The organism is Saccharicrinis sp. GN24d3 (assembly GCF_052400645.1).
Classification (GTDB): domain Bacteria; phylum Bacteroidota; class Bacteroidia; order Bacteroidales; family Marinilabiliaceae; genus Saccharicrinis.
This window is the reverse complement of record NZ_JBQTGI010000040.1, coordinates 1-25,056: the sequence shown is the minus strand read 5'-3', so window position 1 is coordinate 25,056 and position 25,056 is coordinate 1. Positions and strand designations below refer to the sequence as shown.

The 25,056-nt window shown below is 38.6% G+C and carries 20 protein-coding genes; 11 read left to right on the top strand and 9 right to left on the bottom strand.

Going from position 1 to position 25,056, the window contains the following annotated elements:
* Positions 1 to 54 precede the first annotated feature (54 nt).
* From ACT29I_RS24335 to ACT29I_RS24310, 6 genes are all read left to right on the top strand, one after another.
* Positions 55 to 672, top strand: a complete 618-nt coding sequence (locus ACT29I_RS24335) for a TetR/AcrR family transcriptional regulator (RefSeq protein WP_444794688.1) — start codon at positions 55 to 57, stop codon at positions 670 to 672.
* A gap of 22 nt (positions 673 to 694) precedes the next feature.
* On the top strand, positions 695 to 2,029 hold the full coding sequence (locus ACT29I_RS24330; RefSeq protein WP_430936591.1) for a TolC family protein: 1,335 nt from the start codon (positions 695 to 697) through the stop codon (positions 2,027 to 2,029).
* A 23-nt stretch (positions 2,030 to 2,052) separates the two neighbouring features.
* Positions 2,053 to 3,168, top strand: a complete 1,116-nt coding sequence (locus ACT29I_RS24325; protein ID WP_444794687.1) for an efflux RND transporter periplasmic adaptor subunit — start codon at positions 2,053 to 2,055, stop codon at positions 3,166 to 3,168.
* 40 nt (positions 3,169 to 3,208) lie between these two features.
* Entirely contained in the window at positions 3,209 to 6,643 is a 3,435-nt protein-coding gene (locus tag ACT29I_RS24320) for an efflux RND transporter permease subunit (protein ID WP_444794686.1), read from the top strand.
* A gap of 159 nt (positions 6,644 to 6,802) precedes the next feature.
* Positions 6,803 to 7,396 (top strand): papain-like cysteine protease family protein, encoded by a 594-nt coding sequence (locus ACT29I_RS24315; protein ID WP_444794685.1) that lies wholly within the window; start codon positions 6,803 to 6,805, stop codon positions 7,394 to 7,396.
* A gap of 17 nt (positions 7,397 to 7,413) precedes the next feature.
* Positions 7,414 to 8,079 carry a hypothetical protein gene (locus ACT29I_RS24310; protein WP_444794684.1) on the top strand — a complete coding sequence of 222 codons (666 nt, stop codon included), beginning with the start codon at positions 7,414 to 7,416 and terminating at the stop codon, positions 8,077 to 8,079.
* Positions 8,080 to 8,153: 74 nt separating this feature from the next.
* Here the strand turns inward: ACT29I_RS24310 and ACT29I_RS24305 are convergent, their stop codons facing one another.
* The 9 genes from ACT29I_RS24305 to ACT29I_RS24265 all read right to left on the bottom strand — a co-directional run bounded on the left by ACT29I_RS24305 (position 8,154) and on the right by ACT29I_RS24265 (position 17,022).
* Positions 8,154 to 8,978 carry a GMP reductase gene (locus ACT29I_RS24305; protein ID WP_444794683.1) on the bottom strand — a complete coding sequence of 275 codons (825 nt, stop codon included), beginning with the start codon at positions 8,976 to 8,978 and terminating at the stop codon, positions 8,154 to 8,156.
* Between the two features lie 293 nt (positions 8,979 to 9,271).
* A complete protein-coding gene (gene atpG / locus ACT29I_RS24300) occupies positions 9,272 to 10,150 on the bottom strand; it encodes an ATP synthase F1 subunit gamma (RefSeq protein ID WP_430936579.1) in 879 nt (292 codons plus the stop codon).
* 12 nt (positions 10,151 to 10,162) lie between these two features.
* On the bottom strand, positions 10,163 to 11,764 hold the full coding sequence (gene atpA, locus ACT29I_RS24295; protein ID WP_430936577.1) for a F0F1 ATP synthase subunit alpha: 1,602 nt from the start codon (positions 11,762 to 11,764) through the stop codon (positions 10,163 to 10,165).
* Positions 11,765 to 11,788: 24 nt separating this feature from the next.
* Complete coding sequence (atpH, locus tag ACT29I_RS24290) at positions 11,789 to 12,325, bottom strand: ATP synthase F1 subunit delta (protein WP_430936575.1); 537 nt, start codon at positions 12,323 to 12,325, stop codon at positions 11,789 to 11,791.
* 96 nt (positions 12,326 to 12,421) lie between these two features.
* Positions 12,422 to 12,919: a F0F1 ATP synthase subunit B gene (gene atpF, locus ACT29I_RS24285; protein WP_430936573.1), complete on the bottom strand. Its 498-nt coding sequence runs from the start codon at positions 12,917 to 12,919 to the stop codon at positions 12,422 to 12,424.
* A gap of 35 nt (positions 12,920 to 12,954) precedes the next feature.
* Positions 12,955 to 13,161, bottom strand: coding sequence for an ATP synthase F0 subunit C (gene atpE, locus ACT29I_RS24280; protein ID WP_301199878.1), 207 nt, complete (start codon positions 13,159 to 13,161; stop codon positions 12,955 to 12,957).
* Between the two features lie 37 nt (positions 13,162 to 13,198).
* Positions 13,199 to 14,278, bottom strand: a complete 1,080-nt coding sequence (atpB, locus tag ACT29I_RS24275; protein WP_430936570.1) for a F0F1 ATP synthase subunit A — start codon at positions 14,276 to 14,278, stop codon at positions 13,199 to 13,201.
* Between the two features lie 407 nt (positions 14,279 to 14,685).
* The gene (locus ACT29I_RS24270) at positions 14,686 to 15,069 is read right to left on the bottom strand and encodes a bactofilin family protein (RefSeq protein ID WP_430936568.1); all 384 of its coding nucleotides are present in this window, start codon (positions 15,067 to 15,069) and stop codon (positions 14,686 to 14,688) included.
* Positions 15,070 to 15,204: 135 nt separating this feature from the next.
* Complete coding sequence (locus ACT29I_RS24265) at positions 15,205 to 17,022, bottom strand: adenylate/guanylate cyclase domain-containing protein (RefSeq protein ID WP_430936566.1); 1,818 nt, start codon at positions 17,020 to 17,022, stop codon at positions 15,205 to 15,207.
* 90 nt (positions 17,023 to 17,112) lie between these two features.
* Here ACT29I_RS24265 and ACT29I_RS24260 point away from each other — a divergent pair, with 90 nt between their 5' ends.
* The 5 genes from ACT29I_RS24260 to ACT29I_RS24240 all read left to right on the top strand — a co-directional run bounded on the left by ACT29I_RS24260 (position 17,113) and on the right by ACT29I_RS24240 (position 24,926).
* Positions 17,113 to 17,946, top strand: coding sequence for a universal stress protein (locus ACT29I_RS24260; protein WP_430936564.1), 834 nt, complete (start codon positions 17,113 to 17,115; stop codon positions 17,944 to 17,946).
* A 105-nt stretch (positions 17,947 to 18,051) separates the two neighbouring features.
* A complete protein-coding gene (locus tag ACT29I_RS24255; protein ID WP_430936562.1) occupies positions 18,052 to 18,627 on the top strand; it encodes a non-canonical purine NTP diphosphatase in 576 nt (191 codons plus the stop codon).
* Positions 18,628 to 18,644: 17 nt separating this feature from the next.
* A complete protein-coding gene (porZ, locus tag ACT29I_RS24250) occupies positions 18,645 to 21,020 on the top strand; it encodes a type IX secretion system anionic LPS delivery protein PorZ (protein WP_444794682.1) in 2,376 nt (791 codons plus the stop codon).
* Positions 21,021 to 21,077: 57 nt separating this feature from the next.
* Complete coding sequence (locus ACT29I_RS24245) at positions 21,078 to 23,828, top strand: hypothetical protein (RefSeq protein WP_444794681.1); 2,751 nt, start codon at positions 21,078 to 21,080, stop codon at positions 23,826 to 23,828.
* A 108-nt stretch (positions 23,829 to 23,936) separates the two neighbouring features.
* Positions 23,937 to 24,926, top strand: coding sequence for a Gfo/Idh/MocA family protein (locus ACT29I_RS24240; protein ID WP_444794680.1), 990 nt, complete (start codon positions 23,937 to 23,939; stop codon positions 24,924 to 24,926).
* The last annotated feature ends 130 nt before the right edge of the window (positions 24,927 to 25,056 follow it).

Genomic DNA, 25,056 nt, shown 5'->3' with positions numbered 1-25,056 from the left:
TATTAATGTTACTAAAGTTTCCGAAACGAAAATCCTTTTATAAATTTGCACTTAATGAAAGAAAAGGATGAATATATTGAAAAAATCACGCCCCTTTTTTTACAATATGGCATTAAGAGTGTCAGTATGGATGATATTGCTACGGAATTAGGCGTTTCTAAAAAGACTCTTTACCAAGTGTTTATCGACAAAAAAGAACTCGTAACAAAAACAATTGAACACATTAAATCAGACATGGAAAACATCATCAGGGAGTATTCCAAATCAAACCTGAATGTCATCGAAAAAGAGGCTCGGCAACGCAAAAAATACATGGAAACCTATTTGAAGATTAAGCCAACCTATGTGTACGATTTAAAAAAATTTTACCCTACTGTTTTTCACGATTTCATGGAATACAAGACACAATTGATTTCTGAAACAACCAGAAACTTTGTTCAGGAAGGTCAAGACCAAGGATTATTCAGGAATGATTTAGATCCTGAGTTCATGAGCAAACTTACTGCAAAACTGACTTTTGCCGTATTTCATCCTGAAATTGATACTTTCTCAGAAAGCGATTTAACATCCAAACGATTCTCGGACCAATTTTTTATTTACCACATGAATGGTATCTGTTCCGAAAAAGGCCGTAAATTACTTAATGAACTTTTAAAAGATGAATTGCTTTAAGTTTATAATAAATCAACATTATATGACAACTATTTTTAAACTATTCCCCATACCCCTCCTCCTGTGCATAGCTTTAACAAGCAGGGCACAAACAGACACATTGGAAGTTTCGTTAAAGCAAGCCATGGCATATGCTACGGAATTTGGCTATCAAAGCATTAATGCGCAAACAGACATTGAAATTGCAAGAAAGAAGGTCAGGGAGACACTGGCAATAGGATTGCCTCAAGTAAATGCTTCCGCGGATTTTTCGAAATACCTGAAAGTGCCTAAAGTTATTTTGGATGCGACAACGTTTGATCCTAATGCACAGGAAGGTGACATTTTTGAAGCTGAATTTGCTCAACCTTATGGCCTGGCATCTGATCTCAATGTGACACAACTACTTTTTGATGGTTCTTATTTTGTAGGATTGCAAGCCAGTAAGGTATATGTGCGCCTTTCGGACAATGTCAAAGAAAAAACAGATATAGAACTAAAGCAAGCGGTGGCTGAGGCATACTTTATTGCCTTAGTTGCCCAACAAAATATTTCCGAGTTTAAGAAAAGTTTAGAAGTAAATAAAAAGACATTAAAACAAACGAAAGCTTATTTTGAGAACGGATTTAAAGAGGATATCGATGTCGATCAGATGCGCTTAATGGTAAACGAATCGGAACGACTTTATACCGATGCATTAAATCAAGAACAAATTGCCATAGCCATTCTAAAATTCGCTATGGGTTATGCGATTGAAAAACCGCTTAAATTAACCGACAAAATTAATGGCTTATTGGATTTTATTTCGATTACACCTATGGATAGCCGCGATATTAAATCGCATATCGATTACCGGTCATTGATTACTCAAATTGATATTAAAAATTTGGATATTAAAAATCAAAGAGCGGTGGCTATGCCAAAATTAAACGCATTTTTTAATTATAATTATTCCATGTCCGGCCAGGAACTTAGCAGTCTTTACGATTTCGATGCTACACTTGTTGGATTAAGCTTAAGCGTTCCAATTTTTTCTTCTGGTCAACGATCTGCTCAAATGAAGCAAAAGAAACTAGAGCTTAAAAAATTAGACTCGGATAGGTCTATGCTTGAGCAGAGTTTGAAGCGTGATTTGCTCGTTGCGGAGACCAACCTGGAAAATGCCCGTCAACAATTTAACAATGCCAAGTTGTCTAAAGAAATCTCAAAACGTATTTACGACAAATCCCTTATCAAATTCGAAAATGGGATGATGAACAGCCTGCAACTGTCACAAAACGAAAACAATATGGTCGAAGCTATTATATTGTTCAGTCAGGCATCATCCAATTACTTTAATAGGTATATCCAATACCAAAAAGCTACATCACAACTCTAACATTGCAAAATAATTTTATACCGATGAAAAAGATATTAACAATTCTGCTTTCAGCAATGATATTGGCATCATGCGCCAAACCTGAAAAAGATCAGATTAAAGCCAAGATCAAAGAGAATATAAAAACGATTCAAAAGCTTAAGAAAGAAAACGAAAAGTTGGAAAAGGATCTGTTAAAATTCACCGACGAACAACCGAAGCATAAGGTTCCTGTTATAACCCGGGAAGTTAAGCCTAAAGTGTTTAATCACTATATCGAAGCCAATGGTTTGCTCGAAGCTGAGGAGATTGCCATCATCAGTTCCGAAGTGCCGGCACAGGTTAAAACTATCCATGTTAAAGAAGGGCAGAAAGTGAATCAGGGCGATATGTTAGTTTCCCTTAATTCCAACGTTCTAGGGAATGCCATACGCGAAATTGAAACCAACCTGGATCTGGCGACCATTACTTACAACAAACAAAAGAATCTATGGGAGCAGAACATAGGTTCCGAAATGGAATACCTTCAGGCCAAAGCTCAAAAAGAATCCCTGGAAAGTTCGCTTAAATCGCAAAAGGAACAACTTAAACTGTACAATATCACAGCTCCTTTCAGCGGATCGGTAGACGACATCATAATTAAGGAGGGCGAACTTGCATCACCCGGCATGACTCCAATACTACAATTGGTAAATTTAAACAGCATGAAGGTGAATGCTGATGTATCTGAGGTTTATTTACCCAGCATCCATAAGGGGGATACTATCCTGTTAAGTTTCCCGACCTACCCTGACATGGTCATAAAAACCCCTGTTCATCGCACGGGTAACGTTGTACATCCCGACAACAGGACCTTTAATGTGCAACTGGTATTAAACAACATCGACAACAAACTTAAGCCTAACATGATGGCCACACTTAAAATAAACGACTTTAGCATGAACAATGCGTTGACCGTTCCATCAGCCATCATAAAAAATGATATCACAGGCCAGTTTTTGTTTGTGGTTGAAGATGGTAAAGCTAAAAAGGTGTATGTGGAAACCGGACGCTCGTATATGGACGAAACCGTTGTTACCAATGGACTAATGGGCGGAGAGCAAGCGATTGTGGCAGGATACAACACCGTTTCCAACGGTGCCCTTGTAGCCCAAAAATAAGGATTGCACATTGTCATAATGGATATAATAACGATTATTTATGCAAGGAAAAGAGAAAAAGTCGAACGAGAGATTTAAAGATAAGGTAGTGAGGGAATTTAAACTCACCACGCTAGCTTTAAAGAATAAAACCACCGTATTACTATTAACTTTTTCGGTGATAGTTTTTGGGCTGTTTTCATATAATACGCTTCCCAAAGAATTGTTCCCCGAGGTTAAGTTTCCATGGATTATGGTGATGACCCCTTACCCGGGCAACTCTCCTTTAGATATAGAGAACCTGGTCACTCGGCCTATCGAAAAGGAGCTTGAGACGGTTAATGGTATCAAGGATATTAAATCTACTTCCTCACAGGGACTATCGTATATACTTGTTGTTTTTAACACCAACGTTGAAACCAAAGTAGCTTTGCAAGATTGTAAAGATGCTGTGGACGACGCGATGAGCGAATTGCCCAACGACCTGCCGTCCGACCCTGTAATACAAGACATCGATGCCTCGGAATTTCCAATCGTTAATATTAACCTTTCGGGTGATTACAGCATCGACGAACTAAAAAAATATGGCGAAATATTGCAGGACAGAATTGAAGGCATATCCGAGATTTCCAAAGTTGATATACAAGGTATCAACGAAAAGGAAATAAAGGTCAATGTTGATCCTCTTAAGATGGCTTCGTACAAACTTAGTTTCGACGATATAGCCAATGCCATTTCTGCCGAAAACCTAAGTATTTCCAGTGGAGAGATAAAGCTCGGTAATACGCGAAGAGCGATCCGTGCCCTGGGTGAATTTATTGAGGTTAAGGAGATGGAAAACATCATTGTGAAAAGTGAGGAAAGAAAAATAGTGTACCTGAAAGATGTAGCCGAAATAATTGACGGGTATGAAGAACCCTCCAGTATAACTCGATTAGGAGAAGAACCTGTAATTTCGCTACAAGTGGTAAAAAAAGGTGGAGAAAACCTGTTAAACGCTACCAGTCGAATTGAGAAAATCCTTCAAGAGGTAAGTGATAACCATACATTCCCTGAATCATTAAAGATTACTATTACCAACGATCAGTCGGATATGGTAAAAGCACAGTTGAACAGTCTGGAAAACAGCATGATTATAAGTGTTCTTTTTGTGGTTCTTGTTCTATTCTTCTTTTTGGGCACCCGAAATGCGTTGTTCGTAGGTTTGGCTATTCCCCTGTCCATGTTTATGTCGTTTGTTATCCTTCAATTTATCGGATATACCATTAATATGATGGTGCTTTTCGGGCTGATACTGGCGCTCGGTATGTTGGTGGATAATGCCATCGTTGTTGTGGAGAACATCTATCGTTTTGTCGATAAGGGATACAAGCCTCTTGAAGCAGCCCGACTGGCGGTTGGAGAAATTGCCATCGCTATTATTGCTTCTACGGCAACTACGCTTGCAGCATTCTTCCCACTCGTGTTTTGGGATTCAATAATGGGAGAGTTCATGAAATATCTTCCCATCACCTTAATTATTGTATTGTCCTCGTCCTTGTTTGTGGCATTGGTTATTATACCTGTGTTCTCCTCCATGTTTATCAGACACAGTGACACAGACAAACTGCCCGAAAAACGCTTGGTGTACAGAATTATAGGTGTATTGCTCGCAACAGGAACCTTGTTTTATGCTGCAGGGGTTCATATTCTTGGTAGTCTGTTGTTTATTGCCGCTTTTGTTTCGTTAATGAACTTATTGTTTTTTGCGAGAATTGGAATTTGGTTTAAAACCACTTTTCTCGATTACCTGGAAAAAGTATATGTCAAAATTTTAAGCGCTGTTCTTGAAGGGAAGCGTCCGAGAAACCTGCTTTTAGGTACTGTTGCCCTGCTATTCTTTACCATGTTTTTTTATGGACTAAGATCTCCTAACATCGTATTTTTCCCCAGCGGTGATCCTAACTTTATCAATGTTTTTGTGGAGCTTCCTGCCGGCACCCACATTACCACTACCGATGAGTTTGCAAAAAAACTGGAAAGTGATGTTATAGGGCTGCTCGAACCATATGAAAAAATCGTCAAATCGGTGCTGACCAACGTAGGTGACGGTGCAAGACTCGAGAATGATCTTGACTTTTCAACCCGCGATAACAAATGCCTGGTTACCGTTTCGTTTGTGGACTACGAGGACCGTGAAGGTATTAACACGGCCGAAATACTTAAGCTGTTTAACGATAGGCTTACCTACAGCTATCCCGGAGCCATATTCACTATCGACCGCGATCAAAACGGACCGCCAACCGGTAAACCTATAAACCTTGAAATTTCGGGCTACGACTTTGACAAACTGGTACTCTTGTCTGACTCCGTTATCCAGATGATAGAAAAATCGGACATTGAAGGTATTGAAGGCTTAAAAATGGATCTTAACGTGAACAAGCCAGAAATGATAGTGACTATCGATCGCGAAAAAGTGCGCAGGTTCGGGATGTCAACCTACCGGGTTTCGGATGCTTTGAGAACAGCCCTCTTTGGAAAAGAGGTTTCCGACTTTAAGGTGGGCGAAGACAAATATCCGATTCAACTGCGTTTTCAGGAGAGGTTCCGAAACAGCGTATCCGCGCTTATGAATCAGAAAATTGTTTTCCGCGATAACATGGGCAACCTCAGGGAAATTCCTATTGCTTCGGTGGCTTCTTTTAAATATGCAACTACTTACGATGCCATCAAACGAATTGATCTTGATCGGGTTGTAACCATCTATTCAAACGTTTTGGAAGGTTACAATGCCAATAATATAAACATACAGCTAAAAGAGTTACTGGCGGATCTTGAATTACCAGCGGGTTACCAGTACGACTTTACGGGGGAGCAGGAAGAACAGGCCGAATCGATGGAGTTTTTATCGGTGGCTCTATTAATGGCGGTAGTGTTGATATTAATAATATTGGTTTCGCAATTTAATTCAATCGTAAAACCTTTTATCATTATTGCCAGTGTTTTGTTCAGTACCATCGGGGTATTTGGGGGATTGGCCACCTTTAAAATGGACTTTGTAGTAATCATGACGGGCATTGGTATTGTTTCGCTGGCAGGTGTTGTGGTAAATAACGCTATCGTACTTATCGATTATATCGAATTACTTAAATCGCAAAAGAGAATGGAACTGGGTTTGACCGAAGGCGCTTTTTTGCCTGTCGATGCGGACACGCAATGTATCGTAATGGCAGGTAAAACCAGGTTACGGCCCGTACTGCTAACGGCGATAACAACCATTCTGGGACTTCTGCCTATGGCGGTTGGAATCGACATTAACTTTGTTGGTTTACTTAACAATTTCGATCCTGAGTTAAGCTTTGGCGGGGATATGGCTGCCATGTGGTCGCCTATGTCGTGGACGGTAATTTTTGGATTGGCGTTTGCAACCTTTCTTACCTTGATTATTGTGCCGGTAATGTATCGAATTTCGGTTCTAACCAAAAAGAAAGTGATGCATTGGGCAAAGCTGATTTAACAATAGTTATGAGTTAATATTTGGCCCCGTTAACAGATTTGTTATCGGGGCTTTTTTTAAAATTTTCAACAATTAAGGGACCTATCCTATTTACAAAAGCATGTTTTGGTTGTAATTTACACATACCTATACAAAAAATTCTAATTAAAATTTACGGCTATGAAACGGAATATGATTTTCGGATTTGTATTGGGTATATGTATTATGGCCCTTACCTCAAGCTGTTGTACGCCTGAAATTATTGGCAGCGTCCCAAATACATTACGCCCACAAGAAACAAACAATTGGTGTTGGGCTGCAACAACGCAAATGCTCGCTCAACATCATGGAATTATCGTAAAACAATGTGACTTGGCCAACCAACGTTTTGGCGAGTCCACATGCTGTAACCCGGCCACCGATGATGACGACTGTCCCAAAAATGCCCTTTGCAACAAGCCCGGTTGGCCCATGTTAGATTATGTTGGCCTTAAAGCGGATGAAACCAGTACAGCATTATCGTGGACCAGCTTAAAAAAGCAAATTTTCTGCGGCAACAGACCTATGGGTTATGCTTATGGCACACCTGGTATTGTTGGTCATGTATTGGTGATAAAAGGATATATAACTGTTGGAGGAACCAACTATATCGTACTTAATGATCCATGGGCCCCTTGCGTAGGATCTGAAAGGCTCATCACCTATGCTGAATATGCCAATCCGGCGGGTACCGCAACGCATTGGACAACTTTTTACAATGTATTAAAAAAGTAAGCTAAAATAACACTGTCATGAAAGCAATCATATATCTTACCATAGTATTTTTTATAGCTATGCAAACACCTTTAATAGGGCAATCAAGTGATGCCCCAAAATATTTTGACAATCCGGAAGAGGCAGTTAAACAAGCCACCTCGGATATGATTCAAACTATAAAAGAGTTGGAACAATTCAATTTTGGAATAGATCCGGAGCATCTCAAAAAAGCAAAACCAGGACCTGTTATTGAAAACGCCGAACTTAATTTTGAGAGATTACTAAATTCGGAAGCAGACATGGATATCTCAAAGCTTGCGGATAAAACCAAAAATTACCTATACCCTCTTTATTTCGATAAAAAGGTGCTTACTTTGGTTGAACTAAAAAAGGAAGAAAAAGGTTGGCTAATAAGAGGTTTCTCGCCACTTGGGGTAGCAGATGAGCTAAGCGCACTGGTTCGTTCGTATCCTGATTTGCAGAAGCTAAAAATTGCAAAATACGAAATCCAAAACCTGGCCAGTAATGTGTACATTATTGTTGTTAATGGCAAGCAGAATATACATACTAATTATAACAATAAATTTTCCTTAAATCAACCTACTCCGTCCTCTGAGGCATTGAAAATATTGAAAGAAGATGCTATTAAATTTAAAAAGGAGTTTGGGGATATTGTTAAAAAACAAAAACTGGTTGACTAATCCATTAATAAACAAAAAAACCCGGTAAAAGTCATTATATAATGATACCGGGTTTTTTCCATTATAGTTATTTCTTATTTCGTATAAACCTTATTTTCCTGTTCAGCTACCCTGATAAAAGTAGTACGTTTAGATAACTCTTTTAATTTTGAGGCACCAACATACGTGCAGGTGCTTCGCACGCCTCCCAGGATATCCTGCAGTGTGTTATCAACCGCACCACGGTATGGTACCTCCACCGTTTTCCCTTCGCTGGCCCGATAATCGGCTACACCTCCAACATGCTTATCCATGGCAGTCACCGAGCTCATACCATAAAACTGCTTGTATTTTTTTCCATCCTTTTCGATGGTTTCTCCGCTACTTTCATCATGACCGGCCAACATACCGCCCAACATGACAAAATCGGCGCCTGCACCAAAGGCCTTAGACACATCACCCGGAACCGAGCATCCCCCGTCACTGATTATTTGTCCACCCAATCCGTGGGCCGCATCGGCACACTCAATGATCGCAGACAATTGTGGGTAGCCTACACCAGTCTTAATGCGGGTTGTACAAACCGACCCCGGACCAATTCCTACTTTAATAATATCGGCTCCCGCGAGCAGCAACTCCTCTACCATTTCACCGGTAACCACATTTCCAGCCATGATAACCTTATCCGGGAATCGCTCTCTGGCTCGTTTAACAAAAGCAACAAAAGGTTCCGAATATCCGTTAGCCACATCAATACAAAGAAACCTTAAATGTTGGTTCGCATCAAAAATATGCATGACCTTCTCAAAGTCAGCCTCGCCCGTTCCGGTACTTACGGCTATATAATCTTCAACTCCTTGGGGAGCTTCTTCTAAAAAGGTATTCCACTCTTCAAGCGTATAGTGTTTATGTATGGCCAAAAAAGTTTATTCGCGCTTAAGACCCTTGCCATTTCAAAGGTTCCTACAGTATCCATGTTAGCTGCCATTATTGGAATACCTGTCCACTCGGCAGAGCTGTGTAAAAATTTAAAAGTCCGTTCTAAACTAACTTGTGATCTGCTTTTTAATGTCGATCTTTTAGGCCGGAACATGACATCCTTAAAACCCAACTTAATTTCATGTTCTATTCTCATCTTATCAATCTTTAACGCACAAAAAAGGTTGATATAAATGTACCAACCTTTTTTATTTATCTAATTGTATCTTTAACTTTATTTTGTCAATGCCTCCGCCCCGCTCACTATTTCAAGTATCTCGCTGGTAATGGAGCTCTGACGGGCTTTATTATAACTTAACTGTAGATCTCCAATGAGTTCTGTGGCATTATCTGTTGCCTTATGCATCGATGTCATCCTGGCACCATGTTCGGCAGCTACCGAATCCAAAATGGTTTTAAAAAACATGGTTTTCAACGACTTTGGGATAAGTTCGTCCATAATAGTTTTTTGATCCGGTTCATAAATATACAGCGATGTATGTGTAGCATCCCTCTCGGGCAATTGAAGAGGAAGGAACTGTTGCACCGTAGGGTTTTGAACTGCGGCATTAACAAACTCGTTGTAGGCAATTAAAACCCTATCGTACTTTTTCATCTTAAAATCATCGATTATACTTTGCGATATTTCCTCAACATTACTAAAGCTTAGGTGATTATAAACTTCGTTTTTCTCATCGGAACAGAGGATACCTGCCGTTTTTAACAGTTTTTTCCCTTGTTTACCTATGGCAACCACATCGATAAATCCATTTTTTAAATGTGAAGAATACTCTTTCCTGATCAGGTTGTTTACCTCTTTCACCACATTCGAATTAAAAGCGCCGCACAATCCCCTGTTACTGGTTATCATTACCACCAACACACGATCAGATTCCCTTTCCTCGGCCAAGTCAATTTTTACACTCTCATCATCCATGGAGTTGATCAGGTCGTAGATAATCTCGTTCAGTTTATCGGCGTATGGCCTGATCCGAAAAATATCATCCTGCGCCTTTTTAAGCTTGGCAGCCGATACCAATTTCATGGCACTGGTAACTTGTCGGGTTGTTTTAACCGAATCTATGCGTGTACGTATATCTTTTAAGCTGCCCATTGGATAGTCGTATTACAATTCTTCTTTTTCTTCTTCAACCACTTTAAATCTGCGTGCAACATCGGCAGCCACTTCTTTAAGAACGTCTGTTTCCATTTCCGATATTTTGCCGCTCCCCAGTGTATCTATCACCCCCTTGTGTCTCATCTCAAGGTCGTCGATAAAACTCTGTTCAAATTCTTTTACCTTATCACCGGGCACTTCTGAAAGTAAGCCTTGTGTTCCGCAATAAATCAATGCTACCTGGTGGGCTACTTTTACCGGTGCATATTGAGGTTGCTTTAAAAGCTCCACGTTTTTACTTCCCTTGTCGAGCACGGCCTTTGTGGCGGCATCCATATCAGAACCAAATTTGGAGAACGCTTCCAGTTCGCGATACTGCGCCTGATCCAGTTTCAAGGTACCCGACACCTTTTTCATGGACTTGATTTGTGCGTTACCTCCCACACGAGATACTGAAATACCTACATTAATAGCGGGACGGATACCTGCGTTAAACAAGTTTCCTTCCAGGAATATTTGACCATCGGTAATTGAAATAACGTTTGTAGGTATATATGCCGAAACGTCACCCGCTTGCGTTTCAATGATTGGGAGAGCCGTCAAAGAGCCTCCACCTTTTACCTTACCTTTGATACATTCAGGTAAATCATTCATTTGAGCAGCAATTTCGTCCGATTCGATAATTTTAGCGGCACGCTCCAACAACCGTGAGTGAAGATAAAATACGTCTCCGGGATAAGCTTCCCTGCCCGGCGGACGACGTAACAACAAAGAAACCTCCCGGTACGATACTGCTTGCTTCGACAGATCATCATAAATAATTAAAGCAGACCTACCTGTATCCCTGAAGAACTCTCCGAGTGCGGTACCTGTAAACGGCGCATAAAACTGCATGGCAGCAGGATAGGCGGCACTGGCAGAAACCACTGTTGTGTATTCCATTGCTCCGTGTTTCTCCAACGTTTTTACAATTTGAGCTACCGTTGACCCCTTTTGTCCAACGGCCACATAAATACAATAAACAGGCTCGCCTTTCTCAAAAAATTCTCTTTGATTGATAATGGTATCAATAGCGATGGCTGTTTTACCCGTCTGACGGTCACCAATAATCAACTCTCGCTGTCCCCTACCGATTGGAATCATCGCATCGATTGCTTTCAATCCTGTTTGCAAAGGTTCCTGAACCGGCTGACGGTAAATTACACCCGGCGCTTTTCTTTCGAGGGGAAATTCAAAAAGCTCCCCGTCGATACTTCCTTTACCATCAATAGGGTCTCCGTTGGTATCGATAACACGACCTAACATGCCTTCTCCTACCTTAACAGAGGCAATGGTTCCGGTACGTTTTACTATGTCGCCCTCTTTGATTTCATTTGACGAACCCAACAGCACCACTCCAACATTATCTTGTTCAAGGTTTAAAACCACTCCTTTGCACGATTCAAACTCAACAAGCTCATTTGCCCGGACCTTGTTTAGTCCGTAAACACGGGCAATACCATCACCCACCTGAAGTACCGTTCCAACCTCTTCAAGATTAGTATCTGTAGTAAAACCTAGTATTTGTTTTTTTAATAGTTCCGAAACCTCGGCAGGTCTAATATTTTTCATTAGTACAATTTTAACCGGTAGTAATTAACTCAACAGTTTCTTTTTTAATTCCTTTAGCTTATTAGCTACTGTGGCATCCATCATTTTTCCGTCCACCATTAATATAAATCCTCCAATCAGATTATCTCTAACCCTTACGGTAAGTTCTATATCTGTCCCAAGCTCCTTTTTCAATATATCCTTAACCGTATTCAGATACTCCTTATCTAACTCAAATGCGGTGTATAGCGATACCGTTTTAATATTTTTGTCTTTCTTGTAAAAGTCAATGTAATTTCTGGCAATGGAAGCTAACATAGATTCGCGCCTGTTATCCACCATAATATTCAGAAAATTCATGGTTAGCTGGTTTACATGTTTTTCAAAAACATTTTTTAATGCTCTTTTCTTTTTGCCCGGAGTAATCGCCGGACTGGATAAAAGCTCGTTGAACTCTTCGGTATTTTTACAATAATCCGATAGCATGTCCATGTCTTTGTAAACATTATCCACCTCACCTTTTTCTTTACTTAAAAGGAATAAAGCTTTTGCATATCTTACGGAAATTAAACTGTCGTTCATGTGTTTATAATTGTGATATTTAAGGTCACATTAATTTGCCTAAAATTTATGCTTAAAAGCTAATTTCAAGGCTTGATTATTTACCTTACTCCGTAATTAATTAAAATTTACATTATTTAAGTACCTATCAATGATCGCTTTCTGCTTGCTGTCATCTTTCAATTCCGATTCGATCAAGAGACCAGCAATATCTATTGATAATTCTGCAACCTGCTTTTTCAATTCCTTTATAGCGGCATTTTTTTCCGTCTCAATTTGCTTACGGGCTGAATCGATTATTTTATTGGCTTCAAGGCCAGCACCCGTGCGAGCTTCCGCTAAGATTTTATCTTTAAGCTCACGAGTTTCTTTTAATAACTCGTCACGTTCGTTTTTGGCGGCATCCATCATAGCCTGCCTTGTTTTAACCAAATCTTCCACTTCAGCTTTTGCTCTTTCGGCAGCTTGCAAAGATTGCTCTATGGTTTCGTTCCTTAACTTTAAGGCATTTAAAATAGGTCCCCAAGCATATTTTTTGAGGATAAAGGCCAAAATGGCAAATGAAAGTGTTGTCCAAAATACTAACCCGGGATCGGGTGTTAATAAAAAATCCATACGCCTCGTTTTTTTAATAAAACAGAAAAAGGCAATTAACCTTTAAGAAGGGCAACTACAATAGCAAATAAAGCAGCACCTTCGATAAGCGCGGCAGCAATAATCATTGCGGTTTGAATTTTAGAGCTTATTTCCGGCTGACGGGCCATGGCTTCCATTGCCCCATTGGCTAATTTCCCGATTCCAAGACCGGCACCTAATACAATAATTCCTAAACCTACAGCAGTAAGAGAAAGTGTCATAATTGTTTAATTTTATAAATGTATATTAAATTATAAATTAATGTTCGTGATCTTCAACGGCCATTCCAATGAATAAAGCCGATAATAAAGTAAAAATATAAGCCTGTAAAACCGCTACCAATAATTCTAATGTAAACATGATTATCGTTAGCAAAACAGATACAGGGGATATATAAATTGTTTTTAAAATAAAAATGAGCGATACTAAACTCAATATGATGATATGCCCGGCAGTTATATTGGCCAATAAACGAATCATTAGCGCAAATGGTTTTGTAAATAAACCAATGATTTCAACCGGCACCAGTAATACCTTAACAAAAAACGGTACGCCGGGAGCAGTTAATGTATGCTTCCAATAGCTTCTGCTTCCGTTGATATTTGTAATTAAAAAGGTGATTACAGCCAACACCATGGTAACTGAGATGTTACCGGTAAAGTTACTCCCTCCCGGAAAAAATGGCACCAAGCCAAGCAGGTTATTGATCCATATAAAAAAGAAAACTGTAAGTAAGTACGGCGTAAATTTATGTGCCTTGTCAGGATTGATTTGTGCATCTGCAATATCTTCCTTGACAAACAATATGATAGGTTCCAACAACGCCTGAATTCCTTTGGGTTTGGCTGGGCCACCATTATACGCTTTTGCTGCAGTCAGGAATAGCCAAATTAACAATGCTATGGACAGCCACATAGACCAAACATTTCTTTTTAAAGAAAAATCTAATGGTGCCTCATTAGTAATATGGCCATGATCATCTTTTTGCACCGTACCCTGCGCATCCGACTTGTAGATTTTACCGTGATGGTACAAGAAATAACTCCCATTACTTTCTGCGACATGGGTATTATGATCGAACCTGGAATACAAAAAGAAATGCACTTTACCTTTATCGTATAAAATAATAGGCAATGGTATTTCAATATGTTTTTCGTCTGCTCCTTCAACCCATGAAACTACATGCCAAACATGGGCATCGGAGATATGGTGCATTATTAAATCGGTAGGATCAAAAACTTCTTCAGTTTCTTCGAAAGGCATCTTTTCATCGGACGCAAAACTACTCGAATAAAAGATACCCGTGAGTAATATAAGTACACAAAGAAATTTCTTCATCACAATTTTAAATCAATCGAACGTTGTACATTAATCGTTTCTTACGATGGTAACAACTGAAAAGTTAAGATAAATTATATAATTTATCATGAAAAACAAGGCAATGGCCACTTTTTGTTGATGATCACCCAATAAAAAAGGGAGCAAATAAATTAATGCAGCCATCATCTTTACCATAACCCCGGCCAATATTAAACCAGTGTTGTGCATAACAAACTTCTTCCTAAGATGTTTTGTCAATAACGCTGTTAAAACATATAACACGAATAAAAATACCTGTCCTTCCAATACAATTCGCAAAACAGCAGGAAATAAACAGTATGCTAATATACCATTTATCAATAACAACGCTGAAAAAAGAAACAGGTAATATATGGGCAAACGCCATCCGCTATTTTTATTCACTTTTATTTTTTGGTACCCTGAGCTTGAGGTTCAACTACCTTAGCGCTTCCACCCATTAGGCATTTACCGGTAAACACAGCTCCCGGTTCTATGGTAAGCTTGTTGGTCTCAATGTCTCCCAACAGCTTTGATGTAGCCTTTAACGAAAGCAATTCTTTAACCATAACTTTACCTTCCAAAACACCTTCAATCTCAGCGTTCAGGCAATTTGCCTCTCCCCTCACTTTTCCTTTACTACCTATAACTACTTTTCCCTTCGATACAATGTTTCCCTCTATCTCACCATCAATCCTGATACTCTCGGTTGTTTCGATGTTACCGATAATTTTAGTTCCGGAGCCAATTAGGTTATGTAATTTAGTTTCCGGTTCGTATGACTTAGCCATATTATTATAATTTATTTGTTGTGTATAATTTTCTAATGTCAAAGAAAATAAAAAAAAAAGAACGTAATGTAAGGATTAAAATATTTTACTTAAAAATAGATGCCTAAAGCATTTCTCCAATAGCACAAACAAGGGTTACATTAATAAACCTTCAATCTTTTTCATTTGAATTTCTTTGTTTACTTGTCTCAATTTTTTAGCCGTATTTGTATAATAAACATGTTTGCTAAGAAATGCATGTTGTTTCATGTTCCACTCCTTTTGCGAAATTTTTCCATTATAGTTACATAATTCTTCCCAAAGTTTTTCGGATAGCGGAATAAAATCGGCTCTGCCGAGGTAATCCAGGTCTGCGTCTTTTATTATTTTTTCCATCAACTTGGTAGGTTCAGCATCACTTTCGGTTGCCATAATCAACTGGCAAATAATGTCGATTTCATTTTTATTGTAAAAATAATGCGGCAAAATTTCCTTGGCAATTCTTACGCTTTGAACCTCGTGTCTCATTGGGTTAACCATGTAACCGGTATCGTGAAACAATGCCGCTGTTTTAACCAAAAGCAGTTCCTTGTTATTTAATCCTTCGGCTCTGCCCAACACCTCCACTTGGGTACATACGTCAATGGTGTGCTTAATGTTGTGGTATTTTAATGCCGAAGATAACTCCATACGCATTTGCCCAAGAACGGCATCTTCCAAATCATTGTAACGAATCCATTGCAGCTTTGTATAGAAAACCTGATTAGGGTATATTCCTTCACCGTTCACTGAAAGGTGCGGTATAATACTCTTTACAAAATACATATCCGTTTCGCCCTTATATTTTATGGGCATCTTGCCCCTATATTCGCATTCGAAAAAATCTTTAACCAATTGGTAGGTCACTCCCGAAACATTTATTTTTCCGGCCACACCGGAAGATTCCATCCTGCTGGCGATATTAACGGTATCGCCCCAAATATCAAAGGATAACTTTTTACGCCCGATCACTCCGGAAATAACCGAGCCGGTGTGGATACCTATGCGCAGTTCCCAGAAATCCTTTCCGCTTTTTAGCGCATCCTGTCCCGTTTCTTGCATAAATCGTTGCATTTCAATGGCGGCCATTACCACTTCAATCGGGTTAGTTCTGTTTTTTTCGGGCAGTCCGCCTGCACACATGTATGCGTCCCCGATGGTTTTAATTTTCTCTATTTTATATTTATCCGCAACTTCGTCAAAATGTATAAAAAACCGATCCAGTTCATCAATTAGATTCTCCGGGTTCATATGCTCCACAATCTTTGTGAAGCCCTGTATGTCTGCAAACAGAACGGTGGCCTTTTCGTACTTGACCGATGCTCTTTGCGCCAATTTTCGATTATCAATTGGCTCAGGATCGGGTTTGTTGATATATTTTTTTAAAAAAGGAGCGATAGAATCGTTTTGCCAGGCATTTACTTTATCCCCACTCCTTCCTTTTAAACTGATCTTTAGAACGATGATGGCGAAGATAATAAGCAACAGCAGAATAACAGTGGAAAGAAAATACCTGTTATACGATGACGAGATGACGAGATAAACTTTTTGAACATAGTCTGGCGATTCCAGCACGAACTCATAGACTCCATGATCCAGGCCAGTATAAGTCGCACTATTTTTTAATGTCCAATCACCAAATGAGGGATCCAATCCTTTTAAATAATATCGCAACAAGCCGGCATCCTGGTCACTTGCAGGTACAAAATTGAACTCAATAAATTTAAATTTGTTCGACTTTATAACAATTGTATCCGTTATCTCCGATAAATGAATGGTATCTCCTGAAAGAATAATAGAACTTATTAATTTTTTTCTTTCATTCTCATTTAAATTACCTTCCTTTGCAAAGCAACTATAATTCTTTAGTGCTAAGAGATATAGAACAACTAAGACAAGCTTTCGGGCACCATTGATTAAAACTTTATAAGTCACAGTCGATTGTTTTAATCTTTAATTCTTGATTTTTTACCAAAAGTAGTATATTTATTTCGCAAAATAAACCGTATATTTTAAATTAACCTCATGGAGAACTCGGAAAACATAATATTAGTGCCATATGACTTCACTGAAGTTGCCATGCATGCGATAGACCATGCCAAGTCTATCTCAAACAAAAACAATGCTGAAATCATCTTGTTGCATATTGTTAAGAAAGAAAGCGATATCGAGCCTTCGCTCCAAAAGCTTAACAAAGAAACAGAGATGATTAAGGACAAGTACAACCTGGAAACCAAAGCCATTGTAAGGGAGGGAACCATTTTTAAAACCATTAACGAAGTTGCGCAAGAAATGAATGCCATCATGGTTATTATGGGGACTCATGGTATAAGAGGAATGCAAAAGTTAACCGGAAGTTGGGCACTTAAAGTTATCATTGGCTCTAAAATACCATTTTTTGTGGTTCAGGAGAAGCCTATCAACAGTGATGTAAAGAAGATTGTATTTCCTGTTGATTTTAAAACGGAGAACAAAGAAAAACTGTTTTGGGCGGAGTTTATTTCAAAATATCTTAACACCAAAATATATCTTTTGAGCAGTTCTACCAAAGACGGGGTTATTGAACCAAGAACAAAAGCTAACTTAGTTTTTTGCAAGAAGTATCTGGAAGAAAGGGGTATCGACTACGAGCTTTCCCTATCCGAAGGTAAAGGCTCCTTTGCTCAAGAAACAATTAGTTTTGCGGATAACATCGAAGCAGCTGCTATTATTATCATGACCACCAGAGACATCGCTTTTCATGATTATATTTTAGGGGCCAACGAACAGCAGATTATTGCCAACAGTTACAAAGTACCGGTTATGGTGATCAATCCTAGAACCGATTTGATGAAATACGGTTACGGGGGCGGATTTTAAATTTACCTGAAACGCACTACATATTTAAACAACGACCGCTCAGTCGTTGTTTTTTTTTAAGTAATAAAATACTTTTGCACTCAACCATAACGTTATCTAATTAACATGAAACTTGTTTTTGCCACAAACAACCTCAACAAACTTGAAGAGCTTCAACATATTCTGGGTAGTTCAATAGAATTAAAAAGTTTAGATGATATCGGTTGCAACACCGAAATTCCCGAAACCGGAATGACCTTAGAAGAAAACGCTACACAAAAATCGAGATTTATTTACGACACCTATCATCTGGATTGTTTTGCAGATGACACGGGACTAGAAATTGAGGCCTTAAACGGTGAACCCGGCGTGTACAGCGCACGTTATGCCGGCAAGGAAAAAGATGCCGTGAAAAATATGCGCAAGGTGTTAGATAGAATGACAGGTATAAAAAACAGAAAATCAAGGTTCAGAACCGTGATTTCTTTAATTATTGATGGCACCGAACACCAATTTGAAGGTATTGTAAATGGTACTATTAAGCGCAATGAATCCGGCAGCAAAGGGTTTGGTTATGATCCTATCTTCGTGCCCGAAGGATATGATATTTCATTTGCTGAGATGGAACTAACCGAAAAAAACAAAATAAGTCACCGGGCAAGGGCGGTTGTTAAACTGGTTGATTTTTTAAAAACACTATAGATACAATATAACTTAATATGAAATCATTCATAACATTTGGTTTGTTCATACTTAGCCTATGCCTATGTAAAGCTCAAGTAGCTATTGGCAGCTGGCAGGATTATTTATCATTTGCCAATGTGCATAGTGTTGAAAAGGTAAACAACAGGATATATGCCGCTACAAACGTTGGCCTGTTTTCGTATGATACGGAAGAGAATGTTGTGGAAAAAATTACCAAGTTAAATGGTTTGTCGGATATAGAAATTACAGCTATTGCAACATCAAGTAGTTTAAACATACTTATTGTTGGATATGATAACGGAAATATTGATCTGGTTAGCAACAACGACGTTTGGAATATCCCAGACCTCAAATTCAAAGAACTTCTTTCCGATAAGGAAATCAATCATATACATGTAGTCAATAATTTGGCGTATTGCTCAACAACTTTTGGGATTATTGTGCTGGATCTAGTCAAAAAGGAAATTTCAGACACTTACCTGATTGGGGATAACTCGTCATATTTAGGGGTTAACCAAGTGACCACCTCATCTGATTCAATTTATGCGGCCACAGAAAAAGGTATACTTGGAGCACCACTGCAAAGCAATTTACTATCATTCTACCAAACCTGGAGAACAGTAAGTTCGGATAACAAAGAATACCTTTCGTTGGTTTCAATAAATGACGAGCTTGTTGCCTCCGGAAAAAACGGTAACTCAGCGCAAATAATGCGATATGCCAATGGAAACTGGGAAAACTTGTTCCAGCTAACAAAGTTTGTCGACTTAAAACAATATAATTCACAATTATATACAATATCAAGTGATATCATATATAAATACGATAACAATCTCAGCATAGTAGATTCTATCCATCAGTATTCTATAGATGGAACAGAACTAACAACGGATTTTTCATCTGTTTTAATAGATGAAAATAATGATCGCTGGGTTGGTGATGCATCTAACGGATTGATTCAAATATCCAACTCAAACGACATTCAAATTCTTCCGGATGGACCAAGTTCCAACAAAGCATACAAAATGGCAGCATCGGAAAATGCCTTATGGGTTGTAGCCGGCATTAACCACTACGTTGATCCTGAATTCCACCCAGCGGAATGTTCCATATTGAGAAATAACGAATGGAAACACTTTACTTGGCAGAACAACGACTTTTTAAGCAACGCTTATAACCTGAATGATATTGCAATTGATCCAAGAAACGAAAATCATGCTTTTATCAGCAGCGCGCACAGTGGAATCTTTGAATTCTTGAATGACGAAATTGTTACCCATTATATCGATACAGAGAAAAATGCACCAATAGACTCGGCCTACATATGGAGATTGGTAAATGGCGTTGTAATGGATGGTGATGGAAACTTATTTGCCAATAACATGAGTGACTCCATACCGGTTATTGTAAAGCCAGACCTACTTTTAAACACCGACAGTGCCAACCATTACGGATGGTATTTATACGACTATGACACATTTGGTGGTGCCGATTCCGATCCTTGGATGTGGCAAACAATCGTTACTTCATGGGGGCATTTATGGAGTATTTCGGTGCGCAACCCAGTAGGCCTTTTTGTATATGATACTTCAGGTACTATTGAAACCGATAGTGATGATAATTACAGATATGCCGGTGACGTAAACAATTCCGGCAATTCCAAATTATTACTTTGGGATGAAGACGGTGACGAAATAGATCTTGAACCTATTTGTTTGGCAGAAGACAAAAACGGTTATATATGGGTTGGAACCACAAGTGGTATAGTAGTTTATTATCGCCCAACGGAAATATTTAACCTGGATAAACCCATTGCATCACGGGTTAAAATTCCCAGAAACGACGGAAGTGGCCTGGCTGACTATTTACTCGAGAATGTTCAGGTAAACGTTATGGCAGTAGACGGTGCTAATAGAAAATGGGTTGGAACTGAATCTAACGGGGTTTATTTGATCTCTTCGGATGGGACTGAAACAATTCTCGAATTTAGCACATCTAACAGCCCATTATTATCAGACAGAATCCTATCCCTGGCCATTAACCCTAACAGCGGAGAAGTTTTTATGGGTACCGATAAAGGTATTTTGTCGTACAGAGGAACGGCTATTGAAGGTAAACCAACTTATTCAAGCGTCAAAGCTTTTCCTAACCCTGTGAATCCTAATTATGAAGGTTTGATAACTGTAACAGGATTAATGGAAGATTCCAACATAAGAATAACTGACATCAGCGGAAAAATAGTATACCAGGCTAACTCAACTGGCGGGCAAATAGTATGGGATGGAAAAAACATGTACAATGAAAATGTCCGCAGTGGGGTATACCTAGTCTTTGCAACCAACGAAGATGGTTCGGAAGATATGGTTACCAAAATAATGATAATCAGATAGTAATTAAAAAATATTTTACTTGTATCTTAACAACCATAAAAGTTTCATCAGTATTTTATGACCAGACGAATAACATTTATAATTATCTCATTAGTTCTTATTGGATTACTTGCCTATTCTTATCACTACTTCTCCAGCCTTAAGAACTTTAAGAACAACCAAGCCATCAAAGCAGTACCTACCGATGCTTCGGTAATTATTCAGGTTAAAAAACCCGATCGGATTTCAGATATCATATTAAACCGTATCAGTTATAACGAAGCATTGTTGGAATTCGATTGGTTTAATAGCTTTTCTAATCACCTGAAAGCATTTGAAGGCGATTCTCTTATTGTAGATAAATCCATCTTAAGCTTCCTAAAATCAAAACCGATTACCATATCTCTTCACCCCTTGGGTAAAGAAAAAGTAAAACCTTTATTTGCCTATTCTATTAGCAACAAGGCTCAGCAGAACATATTCGTTAATTATCTGGAAGAAAATCCGGACGGATGGGCTGTTAACCAGCGAAAATATAACGCTTCCAATATCTACTCTATTAAACCAACCGGGGTAAAAACTGAGTTGTTTGTCAGTTTTTATCGTGGGCTCCTCATCATAAGCCCTGCTTCGTTATTGGTAGAAAACGCGTTGAGACAACTTAGATCCGACTTCACACTTATGTCGGATAAAACATTCAGCAAACTTTTTAAAACAGTGGGAAGCAATAGCGACGCCAACCTTTTTGTTAATTTCAATAACATAGGGCAGGCGTTATCAAAAGTTTTTACTAAAAACCACAAGAAAAAACTATCCTTTTTCTCAAAGGTTGCCTCTTGGGGCGAATTTGATCTGAACCTGAACGACACACATATTCTTATCAATGGTTTTTTATATACCGATGAAAACCAAACTAAGATGAACGCACTGTTTGATGGTATTGATGCCGGTTATACAAAAATAAACCAAATAATACCTGATAACGCCAGTTTTGTTCAAACAATTAGTTACGATGATAAGGATAAAATGCGTCGCAACCTAAAAAACTACCTTAAGCAAGAAGGTACGTACGAAGCTATTCAAAGTAATTATAACAAACTTGGTTTTAAGAATTCCCTTGAGTCCACAGAAGAACAAGTATTTGATATTATTGACAAAGAATTTTCCTATGTCATTAACAATTCGTCCGAAAATGAAAACAATGATAACAGCTATTTAATATTAAACACAAAAAGTAAATCTAAAACTATTAGTCTATTGAACAGCTTGTCTGATTCAGAAACAAAACCGGTTACCTTTTACCAGCTAGATCAACAAACCCAATACCCCATCTATAAATCAACGGCCGCAAAAGTATTTCCATTGTTATTAAATACATACTGCCCGGAGCTACCCAAGGATTATTTCACTTTTGTGGATAATTACATGATTTTCTCGAATTCTGTCAAAAAACTATCGGACTTAATTTATGCCAATATCCTTCATAAAACTTTAGATGATAGCAAATATCACCGGCAGTTTACCAATATGTTCTCATACAAGGAAAACATGTTTGTTTATTGCGACATTTCTAAAATTAAATCGCTATTGCCCGAATCGGGTAATCTCGAACTTTTTAATCCTTCGAGAACACAGCAGGAAAGTTTAAACCAATTTTATGGATTTGGGATTCAACTGGCAACAGCAGCCAACGACTTAATATACGTAAACGCATGCATCCATTATTTGCCAACCCGCGAGAGCGAACCCGAAACCGTCTGGCAAAGCGGTCTGGATAGCACTATTATAGGAAAACCAGCATTAGTTGTAAACCATTATACCAAAGAAAAGGAAATTTTGGTTCAGGACAAATCGAACATGCTTTACCTGATTTCCAATTCGGGCAGGGTGCTTTGGAAAAAGAAACTGGAAGCACAAATTATGGGAGAAGTGACCCAAATTGATTATTTCAGAAACAACAAATTTCAATACTTATTTAATACAGTTAATAGGATATATTTGCTGGATAGAAACGGCAATAACGTAGAAAAATACCCTATTGATCTGGCTTATAAGGCCACCAATCCGATAGCTGTATTTGATTACGACAATAACCGCAACTACAGGATTTTTGTAGCTTGTTCAAACAGAAACACCTACGTATTCGATAAATCCGGAAATAGAATTACGGGCTGGAAAGCCAAAGCTACCGAAGGTAAAGTAAGCCAACCTATTCAGCACATTAGGGTTCAAGGAAAAGATTATATTGCTTTTGCAGACGACAAACGAAATTATATTTTAAACCGAAAAGGGGAAAACAGAGTAACTATCAAATCGGATTTTATCCGCAACGAAAACAGTTTATTTTATTTGCTGACAGAAAACAATATACCTTTCCTTTTAACAACCGATACAAACGGAAACCTGCAAAAAATCAACTTAAACACAGGTGACTGTATCACTACTAAATTGCTAAATTCAAATGAAGGGCATCATTTTATGGCCTGGGATTTTAGTAACAACAAAGGCATGGAATTCATTCTTGTTACAAAGGAGAATGTATATGCTTTTAAGGCCAATTCAAAAAAACTTTTTGAGGTGGAAATAGACGGCAACCTACTCCCAACAGCTGACGGTTACCATTTCTCGGGCAACAACAAAAAAATTGGGGTATTTGATCAGGAAAACAATAAAATATATCTCATCAACAGTAATGGATCGGTCTATAAAAACTTTCCTTTAAGAGGAAAATCCAGGTTCAGCATAGGGTTTTTGAATAAAGAAAGTACTAAGTTTAACCTTATTGTTGGGGGCGAAAACAACTATTTATACAACTATAAAGTTGAATAACTGGCATGGCCGTCTGCCTGCAGCGAGCACGGGACAAATACTCAGGCCACGCGGGGGCATGATTGAAGTTTGCACTATTTATCAGAGTTTTGCTAATTTTTAGAAGATATGAAAAAAATTAAAATTGGGGTTCTTGGTGTATCGAACCATTTAATAAAACGAATAGTTTTGCCCTTACAAAACACCAAAAATTGCGAAATTTATGCTATCGCCTCCCGTAACGCCATAAAGGCACAGCAATTCGCTAATGAGTTTGGTATTGAGAGAGTACACGATAGTTACGAGGTTTTGCTTGAAGACCCTGATATCGATTTTGTATATATTCCTTTACCCAACCATTTACATCTTAAGTGGGTAAAAAAAGCAGCCATGGCTAAAAAGCATGTTCTATGTGAAAAGCCAATTGCCCTTGATACCAAACAAGCTCAGGAATGTGTTGACATAGCCAACAAAAACGGGGTTAAATTAATGGAGGCTTTTATGTATAAATTCCACCCGCTATGGATTCACGTTAAGGATATGGTCAGAACCAATCAGATTGGAAAAATAATGTATATAAATGCTTCATTTGCATATAACAACCCGGCACCCGATAATATTAGAAACAAAAAAGATTTTGGCGGAGGAGCAGTCATGGACATCGGTTGTTATGCGATATCTGTTCCTCGTTTTTTGCTGGATCAAGAACCTGATCAGGTTATTTCAATACACCAAAAACATAACGAATTTCATACAGACACACTAAGTTCCGCGATTCTCGATTTTAACGGAACGCATGCCAGTTATACGGTTTCAACCTTAAGTCATGCCAATCAATATGTTGAGGTTATTGGAAGCTCCGGCCGTATTCGTGTTCATATACCGTTTAATACCTATGTTGATACCAGGGCCGAGATATTGGTTTCCACCGGCCAAGGGGATAGAACAGTAACTTTTGAGGTATGCGACCAATATGGATTGATGTTCGATGCCTTTGCTACATCAATCATAAATAATAGCCCAACTCCGGTTAATGTATCAGATGCCGTAAACAACATGAAGGTGATTGATGCTTTATTTAGGTCGAATGAGACCCGAAAGTGGGAAAGAATAGGGTAATCCCCCGATTAAATCAGGCTTTAAACCGCAAGAGGCATTAAAAATACAGGTTAAACCCGGATTATGTATTGGAGGTTCGTCATGAGCATTGCAAGAACAATAAAACAAGGCATTACTGAAACGAGGCATC